The organism is Shewanella sp. SM74 (assembly GCF_025653725.1).
Classification (GTDB): Bacteria; Pseudomonadota; Gammaproteobacteria; order Enterobacterales; family Shewanellaceae; genus Shewanella; species Shewanella oncorhynchi.
Genome location: NZ_JAKKRZ010000049.1, coordinates 1 through 17,208 on the forward strand (window position 1 = coordinate 1; position 17,208 = coordinate 17,208).

General features: G+C 45.9%; 17 protein-coding genes and 1 pseudogene. 7 read left to right on the top strand and 11 right to left on the bottom strand.

The genetic code is table 11. The features are described 5' to 3' along the window. Together L5M49_RS23820 and L5M49_RS23825 are read right to left on the bottom strand one after the other, a co-directional pair. The coding region (locus L5M49_RS23820; RefSeq protein ID WP_263186858.1) for a hypothetical protein at positions 1-790 on the bottom strand (790 nt) is incomplete at its 3' end. Between the two features lie 183 nt (positions 791-973). Beyond that, complete coding sequence (locus L5M49_RS23825; RefSeq protein ID WP_173242713.1) at positions 974-1,846, bottom strand: hypothetical protein; 873 nt, start codon at positions 1,844-1,846, stop codon at positions 974-976. A 558-nt stretch (positions 1,847-2,404) separates the two neighbouring features. Here L5M49_RS23825 and L5M49_RS23830 point away from each other — a divergent pair. After that, positions 2,405-2,662 carry a YceK/YidQ family lipoprotein gene (locus tag L5M49_RS23830; RefSeq protein ID WP_263140905.1) on the top strand — a complete coding sequence of 86 codons (258 nt, stop codon included), beginning with the start codon at positions 2,405-2,407 and terminating at the stop codon, positions 2,660-2,662. A gap of 165 nt (positions 2,663-2,827) precedes the next feature. Here L5M49_RS23830 and L5M49_RS23835 read toward each other — a convergent pair whose 3' ends face one another. Beyond that, positions 2,828-3,949: an aminotransferase class V-fold PLP-dependent enzyme gene (locus L5M49_RS23835; RefSeq protein WP_263266935.1), complete on the bottom strand. Its 1,122-nt coding sequence runs from the start codon at positions 3,947-3,949 to the stop codon at positions 2,828-2,830. A 4-nt stretch (positions 3,950-3,953) separates the two neighbouring features. Continuing rightward, positions 3,954-5,132: a PrnB family protein gene (locus L5M49_RS23840; protein ID WP_105251111.1), complete on the bottom strand. Its 1,179-nt coding sequence runs from the start codon at positions 5,130-5,132 to the stop codon at positions 3,954-3,956. 263 nt (positions 5,133-5,395) lie between these two features. On the opposite strand from L5M49_RS23840, the gene L5M49_RS23845 reads away from it, so the two are divergent. The 4 genes from L5M49_RS23845 to L5M49_RS23860 all read left to right on the top strand — a co-directional run bounded on the left by L5M49_RS23845 (position 5,396) and on the right by L5M49_RS23860 (position 8,747). Further along, the gene (locus L5M49_RS23845; protein WP_105251110.1) at positions 5,396-6,739 is read left to right on the top strand and encodes an anaerobic C4-dicarboxylate transporter; all 1,344 of its coding nucleotides are present in this window, start codon (positions 5,396-5,398) and stop codon (positions 6,737-6,739) included. A 234-nt stretch (positions 6,740-6,973) separates the two neighbouring features. After that, positions 6,974-7,594: a CHAP domain-containing protein gene (locus tag L5M49_RS23850; protein WP_247651570.1), complete on the top strand. Its 621-nt coding sequence runs from the start codon at positions 6,974-6,976 to the stop codon at positions 7,592-7,594. 12 nt (positions 7,595-7,606) lie between these two features. Next, on the top strand, positions 7,607-8,197 hold the full coding sequence (locus L5M49_RS23855) for a hypothetical protein (protein ID WP_168826447.1): 591 nt from the start codon (positions 7,607-7,609) through the stop codon (positions 8,195-8,197). 37 nt (positions 8,198-8,234) lie between these two features. Continuing rightward, the gene (locus L5M49_RS23860; protein WP_198572504.1) at positions 8,235-8,747 is read left to right on the top strand and encodes a M23 family metallopeptidase; all 513 of its coding nucleotides are present in this window, start codon (positions 8,235-8,237) and stop codon (positions 8,745-8,747) included. 19 nt (positions 8,748-8,766) lie between these two features. Here L5M49_RS23860 and L5M49_RS23865 read toward each other — a convergent pair whose 3' ends face one another. Continuing rightward, positions 8,767-8,958, bottom strand: a complete 192-nt coding sequence (locus L5M49_RS23865; RefSeq protein WP_113941341.1) for a DUF2986 domain-containing protein — start codon at positions 8,956-8,958, stop codon at positions 8,767-8,769. 423 nt (positions 8,959-9,381) lie between these two features. Here L5M49_RS23865 and L5M49_RS23870 point away from each other — a divergent pair, with 423 nt between their 5' ends. Continuing rightward, on the top strand, positions 9,382-11,559 hold the full coding sequence (locus L5M49_RS23870; protein ID WP_263266936.1) for a TonB-dependent receptor: 2,178 nt from the start codon (positions 9,382-9,384) through the stop codon (positions 11,557-11,559). Between the two features lie 72 nt (positions 11,560-11,631). Here L5M49_RS23870 and L5M49_RS23875 read toward each other — a convergent pair whose 3' ends face one another. Continuing rightward, complete coding sequence (locus L5M49_RS23875) at positions 11,632-11,799, bottom strand: YqaE/Pmp3 family membrane protein (RefSeq protein WP_006079767.1); 168 nt, start codon at positions 11,797-11,799, stop codon at positions 11,632-11,634. A 259-nt stretch (positions 11,800-12,058) separates the two neighbouring features. Between L5M49_RS23875 and L5M49_RS23880 the strand changes: the two genes are divergently transcribed. Further along, positions 12,059-13,228 (top strand): GGDEF domain-containing protein, encoded by a 1,170-nt coding sequence (locus L5M49_RS23880; RefSeq protein WP_263266937.1) that lies wholly within the window; start codon positions 12,059-12,061, stop codon positions 13,226-13,228. Between the two features lie 26 nt (positions 13,229-13,254). Here the strand turns inward: L5M49_RS23880 and L5M49_RS23885 are convergent, their stop codons facing one another. The 5 genes and pseudogenes from L5M49_RS23885 to tnpA all read right to left on the bottom strand — a co-directional run. After that, the gene (locus tag L5M49_RS23885; RefSeq protein WP_263266938.1) at positions 13,255-13,947 is read right to left on the bottom strand and encodes a TIGR01621 family pseudouridine synthase; all 693 of its coding nucleotides are present in this window, start codon (positions 13,945-13,947) and stop codon (positions 13,255-13,257) included. 33 nt (positions 13,948-13,980) lie between these two features. Continuing rightward, a complete protein-coding gene (locus L5M49_RS23890) occupies positions 13,981-15,237 on the bottom strand; it encodes a sensor histidine kinase (RefSeq protein WP_212600254.1) in 1,257 nt (418 codons plus the stop codon). A gap of 49 nt (positions 15,238-15,286) precedes the next feature. After that, on the bottom strand, positions 15,287-15,964 hold the full coding sequence (locus L5M49_RS23895; protein ID WP_006079763.1) for a response regulator transcription factor: 678 nt from the start codon (positions 15,962-15,964) through the stop codon (positions 15,287-15,289). Between the two features lie 60 nt (positions 15,965-16,024). Continuing rightward, complete coding sequence (locus L5M49_RS23900) at positions 16,025-16,546, bottom strand: hypothetical protein (RefSeq protein ID WP_263266939.1); 522 nt, start codon at positions 16,544-16,546, stop codon at positions 16,025-16,027. A 480-nt stretch (positions 16,547-17,026) separates the two neighbouring features. Continuing rightward, a pseudogene (gene tnpA / locus L5M49_RS23905) lies at positions 17,027-17,208 on the bottom strand (IS200/IS605-like element ISSod23 family transposase); the annotation flags it as partial.

Here is a 17,208-nt window from a genome sequence, read left to right on the forward strand (position 1 = left end):
GGCCAACTATTCGTTCATTTTTCAATAAAAAGAGTTCCGACCCCGGTAATTGCTTCATCAGTAGCGACAACACTTTATGCATATCTTCGGGATGGCAATAACAGTCGAGATTTGAATAATATCCGAAATAAAACCTGTCTGTATCACACGATATATATGGCCTCTTGTGGGTCACTTTTATCATATGGGGGTGTCCACGCTTGATAGCACTTATTGAGGTGGTTTCTACATTTTTAAAACCAGTAAAGAAAAATGCCCCCAGAGCCATTCCGCCTGCACCAATCAGCGCTGCTGGGCCTAAAAAGGCCACCCCGACAATACAAACCACCACCCCAAACCAAGCCAGCCCACGCACTACCGCGTAAGCTGCATCCGGAATCGCGTCATGATAGGTGGTAACTAAACCCTCGGAGGTGAGCCGATAATGGTACTGTTTGTCTGCAAACCAGAGGTAACGAGCAGATAAGCACATAATTAAAGCCATGATGATTAACCCTATACCCAAGCTAGTATCGCCAGATAGCAAATAGCACCCTATAAGTGCTACGCAACCACACGGGATCAGGAAGGTTAACCAAAATAGACCATACACAGTCGCTACCTTAATATCCCACTCATAAAGCGTGGGCGCCTCGCGCACCCGCTGCTGACGCAGCTTGTAGAGCCGGTCTTGCTCCTCTTGGGGTAATTGCAGGTACTCACTTCGCGGCAGGTCTTCATACCGACTGTCGTCCAACAGTTGTGTCTCTTGCTCTGTCGACGCCAACTGCGGCGCAGCTCTCTTATTCATATAGCTATTCCTTTGCTGTACCCACGGACTGCACGGTCATCGTTAACCTACCCACACAGCTCGTACTTAATGTTTTCTCACCCTTGACGACCTTGCCGCTAAAAAGTCTGTTAGCATCTTGGTGGCAAAGCTGTCACTGATGGACACCGAGTCTCGCGCCAATAACAGGCGCGAGAAAAAACGTTAACTGGGCTGGGTATTGTCAGGGGTAAAATCTGCCAGTTGGGCAGGTTCGCCTGACTCAAATAACGCAAATGGTACGCCATCTAACACGCGCTCATTTTTAAATACACGGATTTCTGAATCAGGTAACTGCGTCATCAGCAATGACAAGATAGTGTGCATCTTATCCAATGGGCAATGAAGACGAATACTTGCTCGTAAGCCCATTGTTCGTACATCCGATTGGCAGGCAATAAATGGACGATTCCGCGTTACCTTAATCAAATGACGATGCCCATTTTTTATAGGGCTCTCATAAGTTGTCTCTATATTTTTAAAACCAGTAAAGAAAAATGCCCCCAGAGCCATTCCACCTACACCAACCAGCGCTGCTGGGCCTAAAAAGGCCACACCGACGATGCAAACCACTACCCCAAACCAAGCCAGCCCCCGCACTACCGCGTAGGCGGCATCCGGAATAACGTCATGATAGGTAGTAACTAAACCCTCGGTGGTGAGTCGATAATGGTACTGTTTGTCGGCCAACCAGAGGTAGCGGATAAATGGCGCAAAAATCAATGCCATGAAAAAAAAACCATACCATTGGTCAGACTCATACCAGTGTGCCACCAAGCCAATCAGCACCATTATACCGCAGGGAATAATGACAACGAGCCACCCCATGCTATACACGGTCGCTACCTTAATATCCCACTCATAGAGGGTCGGTGCCTCGCGTACCCGCTGCTGACGTAGCTTATTGAGCCGGTCTTGCTCCTCTTGGGGTAATTGCAGGTACTCACTGCGCGGCAGGTCTTCATACCGGCTGTCGTCCAACGGTTGTGTCTCTTGCTCTGTCGACGCCGACTGCGGCGACGCTGCTTTATTGTTCATCCTGTTACCTCTCGGTAGACTCTACTTGTAGCGTGGCCATCGCCAGGCAGTAAATCCAGTCATCCATTTTAAATCAGCAACATAATATGCTCTCGGCCTACCCTCAAGCGAATATTTACTGAAACAGTTTTAAGGAAAGTAATAAAAGTAGCTAGATGGCCAGTGAGGGAAGTGGAGACTGATTTTAAAGAGTATGTTCAAAACTCATCTGAGTTCTGCAAGGGCACGGCATACAAACCTCCATGTTTAATACCAATCCAAAACAAGAGTCGCCGTTAACAACTAGGTTATTGAGCTTGGTTGTATCTCGTTTCTGTTGATGAATAATTGACAGATATAATCATATAGTTAGAATGCCAAGCTGTTGAAACAGAACAGGTTGGCGTCAAATGAAACCTGATCTGGTTCCACATCACTAACGCTCTCAGTTGATCAAGTGAGTAGATCATACCGAAGCAATGCAGTTTTTCACATATAAACAATGGAGTGGTTATGCGTTGGTTGACTTGGTTGGTCGTGTGCTGTTCTCTCACGGGATGTGCAACGATAACGTCGAGGATGGGAGAAAATTCAACTTGGGGTCACTCTTTCTCAAGTGTGCAAACGGCTGTTGATAATGGCGAGGAGTGTATGATGATCTCCGCGTTAGCGGCCCCACCCTTACTGCTCTTTACCATCCCGCTGACACTCGTTGATATGAGCAGTGCGTTGATCATCGATACTGTTATGCTACCTGCAGATTTAGCGATCACGCCCAGCGATCCCAAGCTCCACACCCCGCGACCCATGGTCTGCCGCTATGACTATAAGATTTAAGCATGATCGCACCCAATAAATAACCTCAAGTTGCCTGTGTGACGGTGAGTTAACGCCGGCATACGGGAACGACCATGTCGCGGTTTGCCTCCCAGAGTGTTGTGCCTTGTTAGTTGTAATTACGTGGTACAACCTAGCCTAGCAAGCCATTTTAAATCATTTAAGTTAGCGATTTGCTTTAATCACATCAAGTAACAACTTGATATCAGCCATATTGTTATAAATATGCGGAGAAATCCGGATCCCCATACTGCGGGCGTCGACACTAATATTCGCGTTCGCCAATGCCGTCATCATTTGATGCTGCAGTTTACCAAACTGCAGAATAAGCGTGCCGCTGCGCTTTTCAGTATCCCGCGGCGACACAAACTCATGGTCGAGCTCTTGCGCCACAGCATCAATCAATTGCTGATTGTATTTACGCAGCAACGGAGTACCTAAACCAGCAAGATAATGAATGCTATGGGTGGCAATGGCATAAGGCGCGATTGATGGTGTCCCTCCCCAAAAGCGCAGTGCGGAATGCTGGTAACGAAAATCATGGATATCAAATTCGAACGGATTCTCGTGGCTAAACCAACCAACATCCTTAGGCTGACAACTATCCAATATGGCGGGATTAACCCAAAGATAGGCAGCACCAGGGCCGCCGCAGAGCCATTTCACACTCGAACCGATTAAAAAATCGGGTTGTAGGCGCGCGAGATCCAGCGGAATAATCCCCGCCGATTGCGCTACATCCACTAAGCTCAAACAGCCTCGCTCACGGGCTATGGTGAAAATATTGGCTAATGGCGCCTGCTGCCCCGTATTCGAGTAAGCATGGCTGACAAACACCAGATCCACATCGCGGCTGATATGCGCATCCCACACATTAGGGTCGGTGATATCGAGCCCTTTAGGAATAAAACGTACTTCGCAACTGGCAGGCAGCGCTTTTTTAAGGGCAAAACCCATGCTGGGGAAATCAATCTCACTCATTAACACAACGGCGTGTTCGCGGTTCAATCTGTCGAGGGACATGACAATTTTAGTCAGCGCACTGGAAAGATTGACCTGAGGGCAAAAATCCTTTTGGTGGCCGTTAAATAGTTTAGATAAAGCAAAGGTAAAATCATCAATCACACCCAGCCACTGGCCCCAAGGTTCACGCCCCGACTCCTGCCAAGGCGCAAAAAAGGCTTCTTTAAAGACCTGCTCGGTCGATTTTAATGGCCGGCCAACGGAATGGTTTAATAGATATCCTGGACCTGCTAGGTAAAAGTCCTTTTTAAAATCTTCAAACATAGTGTTATCTCAAACTCTCTTTTAGTTTTTTAATATCACAATAACGCGTCCGAATATCGCTGCGTTGAGCGGCGGCGCGTCTGTCTCTGAGTCGCTCCAATGAGCCGAGTAGCACATGCAGTGGCGGACCACTGGCGGTAACTTTAGCTAAATGCTGCTGCTCCATACTTGTCGAAGGCTCAGCAATATATTTAGTCACTAACTCATTATGGTGCTGAATCGCAGTCTCGCCATGTAATTCGCAGACTTCGATAAAGAGTCGCAAGTTTTCTTGATACCAATCTTGGGTTGAGCAGTCTTTTGCCTGCAGGAAGTCATCCATCAAATTCGGCCGACGCATGCACTCGCGCAATATCTGTTGATCCTCCGGCATCATGTATAAAAACTTGTCCACCAGCATTTGCGAGTAGGAAGCTTCATTGGCGAAACAAAGACCTAGCGTTAAATCGATGACATTAATCCCCGCAAAATCCCCTGCATTGGCACCGCGATAGATGACTGAGCCCACCCGATAAGGCTTGTAGTAAGGGCGAACACAGTAAAAGAAACGGTCAGTATCTAATCGATTAAATAATTGGGTATTTGACTCAATCACATCTTGCAATGCCTGTTTAGCGACTCGCAGTAAATCGTGACTGATGGGATGGGAAATGCCCAAAGGCTGGATCTTCAATAGCGCATCGGCGGCGCGTTTATAGGCCAAAATGCCTTTAGTGTTGTAATCCACAAACAGCTTTTCGGCGCTCAGATCGGTAAAGCGCTTATAAATGCCATTGTGGGCACGATTGTGAGTAGTTAAATGTGCGGTGGCAAAGCGCGGCGTGACGCCTATTGAAGCGCCAATATGCATGGCGAGCGCAGAAGCCTCAGCTAATGGCGATGTCGTTTCCCGCGAGGGCTCGGTAATTTCATGGCGCCGACAGGCCGCCATATACAAGCCCACATTGCCGAGTAAATCGAAGGCACTGTCGAAACCTTCATCAGTATTCCCCTCATCGAGCAAGGTCTTAATCAACTCTCGCCCTTCGCTCTCCAGCGCCAACTTAGCTTCTGCGCCGATATCGAGCACATTGGCCCGATCTGTTTGTTGGTAGTAAAGCTGTTCTAGCTCGGAATTGAGTTCCACAAAGCGGCTGCGGATCCAATCATCAAAGGCTTCGGTATTAAAGGTGGCTGGTTTCACGGGCTTATCCTTGAGTATTGTTATCGTTCTTTTAAACGGAGTGAGCTCAAAGCGTTAGCCCAATCCGTAAAACTCGTAACCAGAATGCAACTTATCGCCACGTGTTTCTAGCGTTAGGTCAAATTTCCGAAAAAACTAATGCCATTTTTTATTTACACCATGCGCCAGCGCAATTTTTCAAACACTTTTACTCCGCAGAATGTTCCTGAAGACACTCATCACTCAACTAATAGCTAAGCGGTAGTTCCGCAGAGGTAAATCGGATGATTTTAATGGAATTTATAGTAGTGCTTAGCTGCCTACTGCTAGGTACCCGCTACGGCGGCATGGGACTCGGCCTCATCAGCGGTATTGGCTTATTTTTACTGATTTTTGTTTTCGGTTTAGCGCCGGGACAACCGCCAGTACAAGTTATGCTAACCATACTTGCAGTCATTGGCTGTGCAGCCGTATTGCAAACCGCGGGGGGATTAGATGTGATGATGCAGTATGCCGAGCGCTTACTGCGCCGTCATCCACAATACATCACGATTCTAGCGCCGCTGACCACGTGGACGCTGACCTTCCTTTGCGGTACTGGCCATGTGGTTTACACCATGTTCCCGATTATTTCCGATATCGCGCTGAAGAAAAATATTCGCCCAGAGCGCCCAATGGCGGTGGCATCTGTCGCTTCACAAATGGCGATTTGTGCTTCGCCCGTGTCGGTAGCGGTGGTGTCTATGGTGTCGATTCTGGCATCACAACAGGGTGTAGGCCGTGCTTACAATCTGCTCGAAATTTTAATGGTGTCAGTGCCAGCATCGCTTTGCGGTGTCATGGCTGCTGCACTTTGGAGTCTGCGTCGTGGTAAAGATTTAGATAAAGATGAAGAATTTCAAGAACGCATTAAAGATCCAGTCCAAAGAGCCTTTATCTATGACAAGAGCGAAACCCTGTTAAATCAAAAATATCCGAAGGAAGCTTACTGGGCAACGGGGATTTTCTTCACCGCTATCGCTGCTGTGGTACTGTTAGGTTCATTTAGTGAATTGCGTCCCGCCTTTGACGTTAAAGGTAAGTCGACCTTGCTCTCGATGAACTTAGTGATCCAGATGATGATGTTAATTGCAGGTGCTTTTATCCTGATGACCTGTAAAGTCAAACCGACTAACATCTCTAACGGTCCCGTTTTTAAAGCGGGCATGGTGGCAATTTTCTCAGTATTTGGTGTGGCGTGGATGAGCGATACTTTCTTCATCAGCCATATGGATGTACTGCAGGAAAACCTGTCCCATGTAGTACAAAGCCAGCCTTGGACCTATGCCTTAGTGCTGTTTCTCATCTCTAAGCTTGTTAATAGCCAAGCGGCAGCACTCACAGCAATCGCACCTATGGGACTCGCCTTAGGGGTCGATCCAAAACTCTTAATCGCCTTCCTCCCTGCAAGCTACGGTTATTTCGTGCTACCAACCTATCCAAGTGATCTGGCCTGTATCGGCTTTGACCGTTCAGGTACGACTAAAATAGGTAAGTTCATTATTAACCACAGCTTTATCATTCCAGGCTTTATCGGTGTAGCGACAGCATCGGCTGTCGGTTATCTACTCGCAACCGCTTTACTCTAACCGCCAAAATAACAAAGGCCGCTAATGCGGCCTTTGCTTTAGATAACCTTAGATCACCCAAAAGTATTAACCTGTGCCAATATAAAACCCATACCCTAGACGCCCATATTCTTCAGAACATAAAATACGCAGCCCGAAAGTGAGATAAGTATCTTACTCAACAACTCTTTTTAGCTTGCCGTACTAAAGATGATTAGACGCTTATCCATTCTATTAGCTTTTTTCGCGATACTGATGGGGCTCGTATACTGTGCCTACAGTCTGATAACTCGGATTAACTTTAATTCCCACCATCAAGTAGGAGAAGTCATCGACACTCTAAACGGGGTTAATATCTATTATAACGGAGGAGTTAATACCCATTCAGGACGCAACCTATCTATAGATGGTTATAACTTAGGTATTCAATATCAATGTGTTGAATTTGTTAAGCGCTACTTTTACCAACGCTACCAGCATAAAATGCCTGATGCTTTAGGCCATGCTAGAGACTTTTTTGATAACAAGTTAAGCGATGGCATGTGGAATGAAAAACGCGCTATGCGGCAATACACTAATGCGAGTCAGACCAAACCTATGCAGGATGATCTACTCGTGTTTTCTCCATGGATATTTAACCCCTATGGTCACGTTGCGATCATTGCCTCAGTTACCGATAGCAGTATTGAAATTGCTCAGCAAAATCCTGGCCCCTTTGGCCCATCACGCGAACGGTTGGCATTAATTCAACAAAACGGCCTCTGGTATATTGATGCGCCTCGAGTAAAAGGTTGGTTAAGATGGCAGGCTCCGGAAATCACGGCATCCCCGATTGCAGAATCCGCAAATACGCCATTCACCAGTAAAGTTCACTGAGAAATAACAATAATGTCAGTATTAACTTGGATTAAACAACGCTTTGCGCGCAACAGTAATAGCCTCAAGCAATCTAGGCCACAAACTGAGTTACACACTGTTTTTCATCAAGCCCAGATGCCCAATATCAGCTTGCCAATCATACAAACCTATCCACTCGTTGTACCTATGGACAGAGCAGATATTTTTGCTTATCAATTGCATTGCTTGCTGACTTACCAAGGGAAAGAGGCCTTAAACACTTTACTTAGCCAGGCAGGCTTTAACACATTGCCCGAGCAAACGGTCAACTTTAACGGTTTTATCGAACATCCAACCCAAGCGACCTGCGTATTACTGAACCAATATGACGATTTTGCGGGTGTGTGCATAACCTTAGTGACCAATGACAAACCCTTGCTAGAAGCATTAATCAGATTCAAATCCACCCCGCCCAATCCATGGGAAAGCTTTCCTAATATCGATCCCGATACCCTCGGCAGTCTTCAAGGTAATATCGACTTTTGGTGCAGCTATTTTTGGCGCCCCTATTGGCTATCACTCTCAGAAACTGAGCGCTTGCAATATCCTGAAAATTGGCGGGAATTTAGCGAGTTTCATTAAAACTTAAGGTACGCAAACACTTAATGCAGGATAAAAAATGAAATTGAAATATGTTGGATTAGCACTGACGTTACTGCTACTTGGTGGTTATCTGATCCCTGAGTCACCCGCGATCCCAGTAAAAGGTGCCAGCAGTAAAGATTGGAACAGCCAAACCTTTTGGTATGAACCTTGGGGTCCATCGGGCGTTCACAAGGGGATAGATATTTTCGCCGCCAAAAACACCGCAGTGATTGCGCCAACGCCTATGCTGATCTTGTATCGAGGTGACTTCTTCAAAGGAGGAAATGTGGTGGTTGGTTTAGGTCCTAAATGGCAAATTCATTACTTTGCCCATTTAGCCCAAATTGAATCAGCCACAGGATTGATTACCTACCAAGGTGACACTTTGGGCACTGTCGGCGATACGGGTAATGCACAAGGTAAACCGCCCCATTTGCACTATTCCATTTTGAGCTTATTGCCTAAACCGTGGCTGATGGATACTTCAACCCAAGGTTATAAAAAGGCCTTTTATCAAAACCCTATCGAGTATTTAACTGCACGATAGGTTTAACGACTTACTTTAATCAGCTTATTGGCAGTGCAATATCAAGCTGAGGTTCTGCGGTTTTTGATGGGGTTTCATGCTCAACTGCCGCAGCTAATGCTTCTCTCTCTGCCTTCGCAATATATTTAGGTTTATTGCTAGATTGCAGTTTGGCATTGGCCTTTTTTGCCTTGCTCTTCAAGGTTTGATTAATCTTCTTTTTACGGTTCATCAGGGCACCAATGCAAGATACGATATAAAGGGGCGCGATTATAGCCTTCCATCAACGCGCCAGACAATCGAAAGCACTAAAGCAAACGCGTAGCCCAATCAAATAATCAAACCTGCGGCTAAGCATAGGTCTCCTAAATCAAAGACAAATGCCAAAAAAGGTAATGCCTTACCGACATGAAATCGCATTATATGTATGGCCTTTACGGTAAAATCTCTCGATACCGAGTGCTGTGTCGCAATTTATTCATACTGTCGTCAAATCATGCAATTTCCTGTATGGCGTGACTAGACAAGCTGTAATTCCTCCCCTAAAATCGCGAATAATAAAAATCGTTATCATTTGTAATACAATTTAATGGAATATTAACCTATGCCAAGGGAGCCGGTGTAACAAACTCATTCGCCCTTAGCAGGAAGTTATATGACATTCAAAACCTCGTTTGTTGCTTTAGCCGTATTGGCAGCGTTAACCCAATCCGCTGCGGCCCAAGATGCCACCGACAACAGTCCAAACAACAAAAATAAAGACATAGAAAAAATCACTGTCACCGCGAGTCGAATGGATAAATCTCCCAGCTCGATCCCCAATACTGTCACTATCATCGACCGCGCCCAATTAGAAGAACAGTTCCGCACCACTAAAGATTTATCGACTATTATCGGTAACTTAGCGCCTAGCTTTTCACCGAGTCGCCAGAAGATGAGTAACACAGGTGAAACCCTGCGTGGTCGTCCGCCATTGATTATGATCGACGGCGTGCCTCAATCGAACCCACTTCGCAGTGGTGGTAGAGAGGGACAAACCATAGATCCTGCCATGATTGAGCGCATCGAAATCATTCACGGCGCCAATGCCATGCACGGTCTCGGTGCCCAAGGCGGCATCATCAACTACATCACTAAAAAGCCTACAGGCGACAGCGAACAGGTTGCTAGTTTCGATGTCACAGTGCCTGATTCAATGAAATCCAATGGCTTAAGCTTTGGTGCTAGCTATGCGTTTTCTGGCGAGTCAGAATTTATCGACATGATAGGTTCGGTTAGCTACCGCAATAATGGCGTCTATTACGATGCTAATCATAACGTAGTGGGTGTCGACACGACTCAAGGCGAGTCGATGGATAGTCAGAGTAAAGACTTCTTCATTAAGCTTGGCCATAACTTCGATGAGTCTCGCCTTGAATTAATGGTTAACCATTACAATGCAGACAACAATGGCGATTGGATGCCCGTTGCAGGTGACAAGCCCAATGGTGTACCCACAGGTGCAGTTAAAGAAACTCAGCCATGGGAAGCCGCCAACAACCAAGTGACCACCACAAGTTTGACTTACACCCATGCCAACATTGGTGGCCAACAACTTAACCTACAACTCTTTAATCAAGATTTTAAAGCGGTTTATGGTGGCGGCTGTTTCGACAGTTTCTACGATCCATCCTTCGAAGGTAGCGACCAAGTGATCCAGTGCGGTGTCGGCAGTAAAGGCGAAAGCTTATACTACGAGCAATCGCGTAATGCTTCAGTTAAATGGGGTTTAAAAAGCTCATTGATTGCTAAAGATATTGCGGGTTCAGGGATTGATGCGGCCTACGGTGTCGACCTTTTCCGCGATACCACAGAGCAAGACTTAGTAAAAACTGGCTTTTCATGGGTTCCCGAAAGTACCTATGACAACGTTGCGCCATACTTGCAGTTAGATTATGACTTAATTGAAAATTTAACCTTATCGACTGGTGTTCGTTACGAACATGCCGAGTTAAGTGTCGATGACTACAAAACCCTATGGGGTGCAGGCAATAAGCAAATTGCGGGCGGTTCAGCCACCTTCGATGAAACCTTATTTAACGTCGGTATCTCTTATAAAATCACTCCTGACATTCGCGTTTATACCAGCTATAACCAAGGTTTTGGCATGCCGGATATCGGCCGAATTCTGCGTGATGGTAAAAGCTTCCCCGGCGACAATCCCAGCATAGATGGCTCACTGGCGCTCACGCCGATAGTCACAGATAACGTTGAAGTCGGCGCCGATTACCAAGGTAAATACTTAAGCGCTAAGCTAGCTTACTATCGTTCAGCTACTGATTTTGGCTCACGTTTGGCCTTAAATAGTGATGGTTTCTACGACGTGAAGCGCGAAAAGAGTGTGATCGATGGTATTGAAGCCAATGTCACCGCCTACATTACCAGCAATGATGATCTCGGCATGAATATCGCCTTCCAGCAGGGCGAATACGATTCAAATGGTGATAGCCAAGTCGATACCGATCTCGATGGTGCAAATATTTCACCAAACCGTATCAACCTGTTCTGGACCCATAGCTTCGATAATGAAATGTCGACCCGCGTTCAAGCCAATTACTACATGGACCGCGATTTTAAAAACGCGGCGGGCAACAAGTATGCAGAGTTTGATGGCTACACGACAGTCGATGCTTCCTTCTCCATGCCGCTTTACACTGGCACCCTGAGCCTAGGTTTGCAAAATCTATTTAATAAGGATTATTTCAATTATTACTCACAAACCATGGGTACAAATGATCGTTATTTCAAAGGGATGGGGCGTACTGCAACAATAGGCTACACCTTGCCTTTCTAAGTGAAAGGCCCATTTTGAAACATAAAAAAGCGCAATTACATTGCGCTTTTTTATTGTGTGGAAGAAAGCAAATTATGCCTTGGTCACGACCCAGAGTGCGTGTAATAAACCAGGGAACCAGAACAGTAAACATAACACGATGTTTATTAGCAGATCTTTACCCGCTCCCGCCTTCAAAAATACAGCAACTGGGGGCAATAAAATCGCAATAATGACTAAAAGTAGTTTATTTGTATCCATAACAGAACATCCTCAAAACGGAGATTGTAGGCAAATCAACAAGATCTAACTTCGCAGGAAGACTCAGAATTTGCAAACCTTTTAGTTTGCAAGGCGTAAATAATCCCAGCCGCAGCCTAAATGAAGGCCCTTACCATTCCCTAAAATGAAAAAGGATATTCAACCCATTATCCGTCCAGAGTAGACTAAGATATCCAGTAAACTCCAACCGAAAATCCCTAAAAGCATCTATAGTTAAAGAAAAATATGAAGTAAAAGAATGATATTTGATCCCCAAGCCTTATTACTCATCAAGTTTATTTGCCTGCTTACTAGCACGGCTGCCGTCGCATGGGGACTCATTGCACAACCTTTAAAAATTGCCACTCAAGCCAGTATGCGCTTTTCTCTGGCGAACTTGTTCGTCCTCCTTGGCATCATACTCAACAGCCAACGCACCGAAGCCTCCAGTTACTTTTTTTGGTTCTGCTCGGATATGGCGATTTTATTTGGCTTCATTCTAGCGCGTTGGGGAACGAAGGCGCTTTTTAGACTCAAGCCCAGTGTAAAATCGGATCTTATTCTTTTAGCACTCACCGCTGGTGTGATGCTCTTGGTTCCACCTAATTTCAGCTCCGAACGCATTTTGGCCATCGTATTCTCAGCCTGCGCCGCGCTCATTTTCGCCATGTTAACTCGAGATAACTATCTTGCCATCAAACGCGATACGGGAAATCGAGTTGCCATCGCTATGGTCATGCCCTTAGTCGCCATGGTGGGTATTTTTATCATTCGTATCTTTATCGCCTTACTCTCTCCCGAAGAAAGTCCTATGTTTATCGCCATGCACACGCAAGAAGCCATACCTGTGCTTTGGTTCTATGTCTTTCTGGCCCTATTGATCAATATCGTGATGATAGGTAATGCCATGACGCGGCTTGTCAGTAAAATCCGCCTGTTAGCGGAGCGAGACCAACTCACAGGCCTGTGGAATCGCCGTGCTATGCATAAGTTTTTAAACAATATCCATCAACGCTGGCTGCGGGATAAAGTACCTTACAGTATGATTTTATTGGATCTTGATCATTTTAAAGACATCAACGATCAATACGGGCACGATGCGGGCGATCTCGCCCTGCTGACAGCGGCGAGACTGTTTGGGTCGGTATTGCGAGAAAATGACGCCCTATGTCGTCACGGTGGAGAGGAGTTTCTGGTGATTTTACCTGCGACCGATGCTCCCGCGGTCAGAGTCGTCGCCGAGAAATTGCATCAAGTACTTAAGGACAATTCATTTATCTGGCAAGGTGTTACGATAAAAATTCATGCTAGTTTAGGTTACGCCACTATTTATCAAGGATGCCAACCTGACAAACTACTCATTCAAGCAGACCAAGCTATGTACCGCGCAAAATCTGAAGGCCGAGACCGTATTTGCCAAGCTTGCTAGACTTTTGCAACATAACGCTGCAAAGATTAATCCCCTTTCGCTGGCCAAGCCAAAGTATCGGGCTCACGCCATAAAACTAGCGCCTCAGTGACACCTTCAGCGCCAAAATGCTCACCTTGAGTCGGCAAATCCCGATAAGCGTAATCATGCCAACCTGTCACTTCATCACCATAGCGAAAATGCAGACAATAGGCATGCAGATAACACCGATCCGCGGCCTCTCCGCCGTATAAATCATCCCCTAAAATGGGTACACCTAAGCTCGCCAAGGCAACTCTTAATTGATGGGTTTTACCTGAGTGGGGTTTAAGCAAATATAAACGCAACCCCTCACCAACACTCAAGGAGAAAAACTGCGTAATCGCTGGATTCTCTTTAGTCCGCAGTAACTTAAACATGCTACGACGCGACTTTGCCATGTCACCAATCACCCAGCCTTGCTTCTTCTTCGGCTTGCCTTTCGCGAGGGCGAGGTAATATTTCTGCACTTTATGGGCGGTAAACAGCTCAGTAAATTGCTTGGCGGCGACCGCGCTCTTAGCCAGAATCAACAGACCGGACGTGGGTGTATCGAGTCGATGAACAGCAAACAGCTTAATCCCTAAATCTTGCTCAGCCTGCGCCACCACGCCTGCAGTCCCATCCTGACTGTGGAAATGCACTTTGGCTGATTTGGAAATAACAATAAAATCAGCCTCATCGGCTATGATTCGATACATGGAGTACTCGGCGTTGTAATGCGGATCATCGACTTAAAACTGAATAGTGACCACTAAGCCGGGATGATTATCCGTGAGATTAATTTTGGCATTGTGCCGTGAGAGAATCGCTTTGACCATAGATAATCCTAAACCAGTGCCCTGTAAATGCCGGCTAGGGTCGAGGCGCACTAAGCGTTCGAATACTCTTTCTTTACTCTCGTCTGGAATACCAGGGCCATTATCGCGGATCTGAATTTGTGGGCCTGACTGAACAATCTCAATCCGCGCACCTTGGCCAGAATACTTCATCGCATTATCGACAAGATTATATAAGGCTTGGAATAATAAGTATTTATCACCAAAAATCTTATGATCTGTCAGTAGCGATAAACTCAAGGTTTGCTCGTTAGATTCAGCCACAGCATCGGCCATATCCAATAAGTCGGTACACAGTTGCGCTAGGCTTAACTCCTGCAAATCGAGTGTCTGCTGACCTTCTTCGATACGCGTGAGCGATAACATGGCATCAAACGTCGCTAAACAATGATCGAGCTCCTCGGTCAAAATGGCGCAACCTTCGCTAATCTCATTGCTCGGCTTACTCGCCAACTCTTCAATACCAATACGGATATGTGACAGTGGAGTACGTAAATCATGGGCGATATTATCGGTCGCACCACGCACTGCCATCAGGTTATTTTCGAGAATATCCAGCACATTATTAAACTGCAGCGCCAACATATCGAACTCATCCTGACGCCAACTCAAGGGTAAGCGGGTGTCATAATGACCGCGTTCAATCTGTTCACTCAAGCGGTTGTATTGCACTAATCGACGTAAAATCGCCTTAGAAAACAGATAGCCGAGCGCTAAAGTCAACACTACGGTAAGCATGACAGCCGTCGCGGCGGCACTGATAAACTTATCAATTAACGTCGCTAAGTTATCGGTACGGGTCGCAATCAACACAGGGCCGTAGCGGGTCATCACCAGACCGCCGGTAAGAATATGCAGCTTATCCGGGCCACCAGTTAAGATAGGAAAATCCCGCGTTTGCGGCAGCATGGGCATGCCTTCTGGCATAAAGCTCAAGGCACCGACCATATCGTAGCTATTACGCCAAGCGATCAGGGCCGTTTGTGGATCAGCGGCGCGAATTTGAGCGGCAAAACTACGGCGATCAACCGTTAGGGCAAGTTGCTGATAACGTTGGGTCTCTGACTCTAAATATTGAGTCACTTGATACTGCTGCTCAATAATCAACTGCCGATAGAGGGCAAATAGCAACGCCCCGATGATCACTATCACTAAGGTCGAAAAAACGATTGTGATGCGCCAGGCGCTGCTTTGGTAAGGCTTAATGCCTTTGTCGTAAGCGATAACCCGCTCCCCTCACGGTTTCGATAAGCTCGCCATGGCCTAACTCTTCAAATTTACGGCGTAATTTTGCGATATGCACATCGATGACGTTCGTGCGCGGGTCGAAGTGATAATCCCACACTGCTTCGAACAATAAGGTGCGGCTAATAACTTGATTAGCATGTTCCATCAGATACTTAAGTAACTGAAACTCTTTCGGCTGTAGCATCAACTCCTGCCCGTCTAAAGTGACATTACGGGTCAGTAGCTCCATCTTCAAACCACCAACAACGAGATCAGTTGTCACAGGCACAGATTGGCCACGGTGCATCAGTTTTTCAGCGCGGACTAATAACTCGGAGAAAGCAAACGGCTTAGTCATATAGTCGTCGCCACCTGCTCGCAAGCCTTTTACTCGCTCATCGACGTGCGCTAAAGCGGATAAAATCAGCACTGGTGTTTGATTACCCGTTGCCCTTAAGGCGGCCAGCAATTTTAAGCCATCGAGCTGAGGTAACATGCGGTCGAGGATCACGAGATCGTACTGACTACTCGTCGCGAGTGACAGACCTTGATGGCCATCGCTCGCTGTTTCGATATTGTGGCCCTGCTCAAGAAATCCTTTGACGATGTAATCAATCGTCGTCGCATCATCTTCAACTAAAAGTATTTTCATCTGTATGTTGCGCTCCTCAATCTTAAGCACTCGTGTGAGCACTCGATTGACTTAGATATTTCAATCCCACTTAAGTAAAGGTAACGGTCGTAAATTTTCGACATCAAAGGCCAACTTAAACTTACCCGTATCGTCTAGCAGCTTAAGTTCTAAGTAACTGATACCTAAGTCGTGGTCTAATTTTGCTTCGGTTAAAAAGGCTTTATGATCTTTAGTGGCCTTAATGATTAGACCTGAAAAGGTTTGATCTTTTGCCGCGATCATACGCGTTGCCTCAACCTCACCCATATCATCGGCGCTTACTTTACTCGCCTTTTGTTTCAGTAACTTACCATCACGGGCACGATATTCAAACCGCGTTATAGAGTTTGCTAAAGGATTAATCAACTCAAATTGATAGACTAATTCACCCTCTTGCTCTTCCATATGAAATTCGGCAATCACACCGGAGAACCCTTTTTCAATCTGCTGCATAACGCTCAACGGCGGTACATAGTCTCCACCCGCAAACATCGAATACATGCTCTGAGCCGCCGTTGCGACACCAGATACCAACATGAATCCTAGCAACCATAGTCTCATGGCCCCTCCATTTAAATCAGCTAAGTTTGTATCTTATGAGACAATCAGTTAGAAGTCGATGGACCTATTGCGCCTGTATGCAATTCCAAGCTAATCCCTCACAATTTACCACTGGATATAGAATCACACTGTGTCAGCGTTAACTCAGGTTCGGCCATCAATTGATCTGAAATCCAACGTCAACAGAACCTAAATCGCTGATAAGCCAAAGACTAAATCATTTTGTGGCTAATGTGTTAAGTCTACCTAATACCAGCTTAAACACCGATGGAAACAAGATTAAGCTTTGATCATCTGGGGATTTTTAAACATGACATTTTCAGTGATAACCCGCAATTTCGCCATTTAGAATCAAGAGGATTGAATTTTAGCGGGTATTTTAGTCTATCTGTGTCATTAAAAAGTGGGATTGGCAAGTAAAGAATCCGCCTTCTTAGAAGGCGGCTTTGACTTGCCCCTGGAAGGGGCTATTCCAAGAACCTACATCATCTGCAACGACAATTGAGCCTCATGTTCCTGATCTTGTTTATCTTGATGGCGCACATATCGTCTAATGATTTCTTCATTAACACCTACTGTATCTACAAAATAACCTCTGGCCCAAAAGCTATTGCCCCATAGCTTTTTACGTACATGAGGGAATTTATTGAATAACCTTATCG

Bases quoted from the DNA above. Each gene is read 5' to 3' on its own strand.
- L5M49_RS23880 (WP_263266937.1), top strand. From the start codon at position 12,059: ATGATATTTGATCCCCAAGCCTTATTACTCATCAAGTTTATTTGCCTG.
- L5M49_RS23885 (WP_263266938.1), bottom strand. From the start codon at position 13,947: ATGTATCGAATCATAGCCGATGAGGCTGATTTTATTGTTATTTCCAAA.
- L5M49_RS23825 (WP_173242713.1), bottom strand. From the start codon at position 1,846: ATGAACAATAAAGCAGCGTCGCCGCAGTCGGCGTCGACAGAGCAAGAG.
- L5M49_RS23900 (WP_263266939.1), bottom strand. From the start codon at position 16,546: ATGAGACTATGGTTGCTAGGATTCATGTTGGTATCTGGTGTCGCAACG.
- L5M49_RS23875 (WP_006079767.1), bottom strand. From the start codon at position 11,799: ATGGATACAAATAAACTACTTTTAGTCATTATTGCGATTTTATTGCCC.
- L5M49_RS23870 (WP_263266936.1), top strand. From the start codon at position 9,382: ATGACATTCAAAACCTCGTTTGTTGCTTTAGCCGTATTGGCAGCGTTA.
- L5M49_RS23865 (WP_113941341.1), bottom strand. From the start codon at position 8,958: ATGAACCGTAAAAAGAAGATTAATCAAACCTTGAAGAGCAAGGCAAAA.
- L5M49_RS23850 (WP_247651570.1), top strand. From the start codon at position 6,974: ATGGGGCTCGTATACTGTGCCTACAGTCTGATAACTCGGATTAACTTT.
- L5M49_RS23835 (WP_263266935.1), bottom strand. From the start codon at position 3,949: ATGTTTGAAGATTTTAAAAAGGACTTTTACCTAGCAGGTCCAGGATAT.
- L5M49_RS23845 (WP_105251110.1), top strand. From the start codon at position 5,396: ATGATTTTAATGGAATTTATAGTAGTGCTTAGCTGCCTACTGCTAGGT.
- L5M49_RS23855 (WP_168826447.1), top strand. From the start codon at position 7,607: ATGTCAGTATTAACTTGGATTAAACAACGCTTTGCGCGCAACAGTAAT.
- L5M49_RS23860 (WP_198572504.1), top strand. From the start codon at position 8,235: ATGAAATTGAAATATGTTGGATTAGCACTGACGTTACTGCTACTTGGT.
- L5M49_RS23830 (WP_263140905.1), top strand. From the start codon at position 2,405: ATGGGAGAAAATTCAACTTGGGGTCACTCTTTCTCAAGTGTGCAAACG.
- L5M49_RS23895 (WP_006079763.1), bottom strand. From the start codon at position 15,964: ATGAAAATACTTTTAGTTGAAGATGATGCGACGACGATTGATTACATC.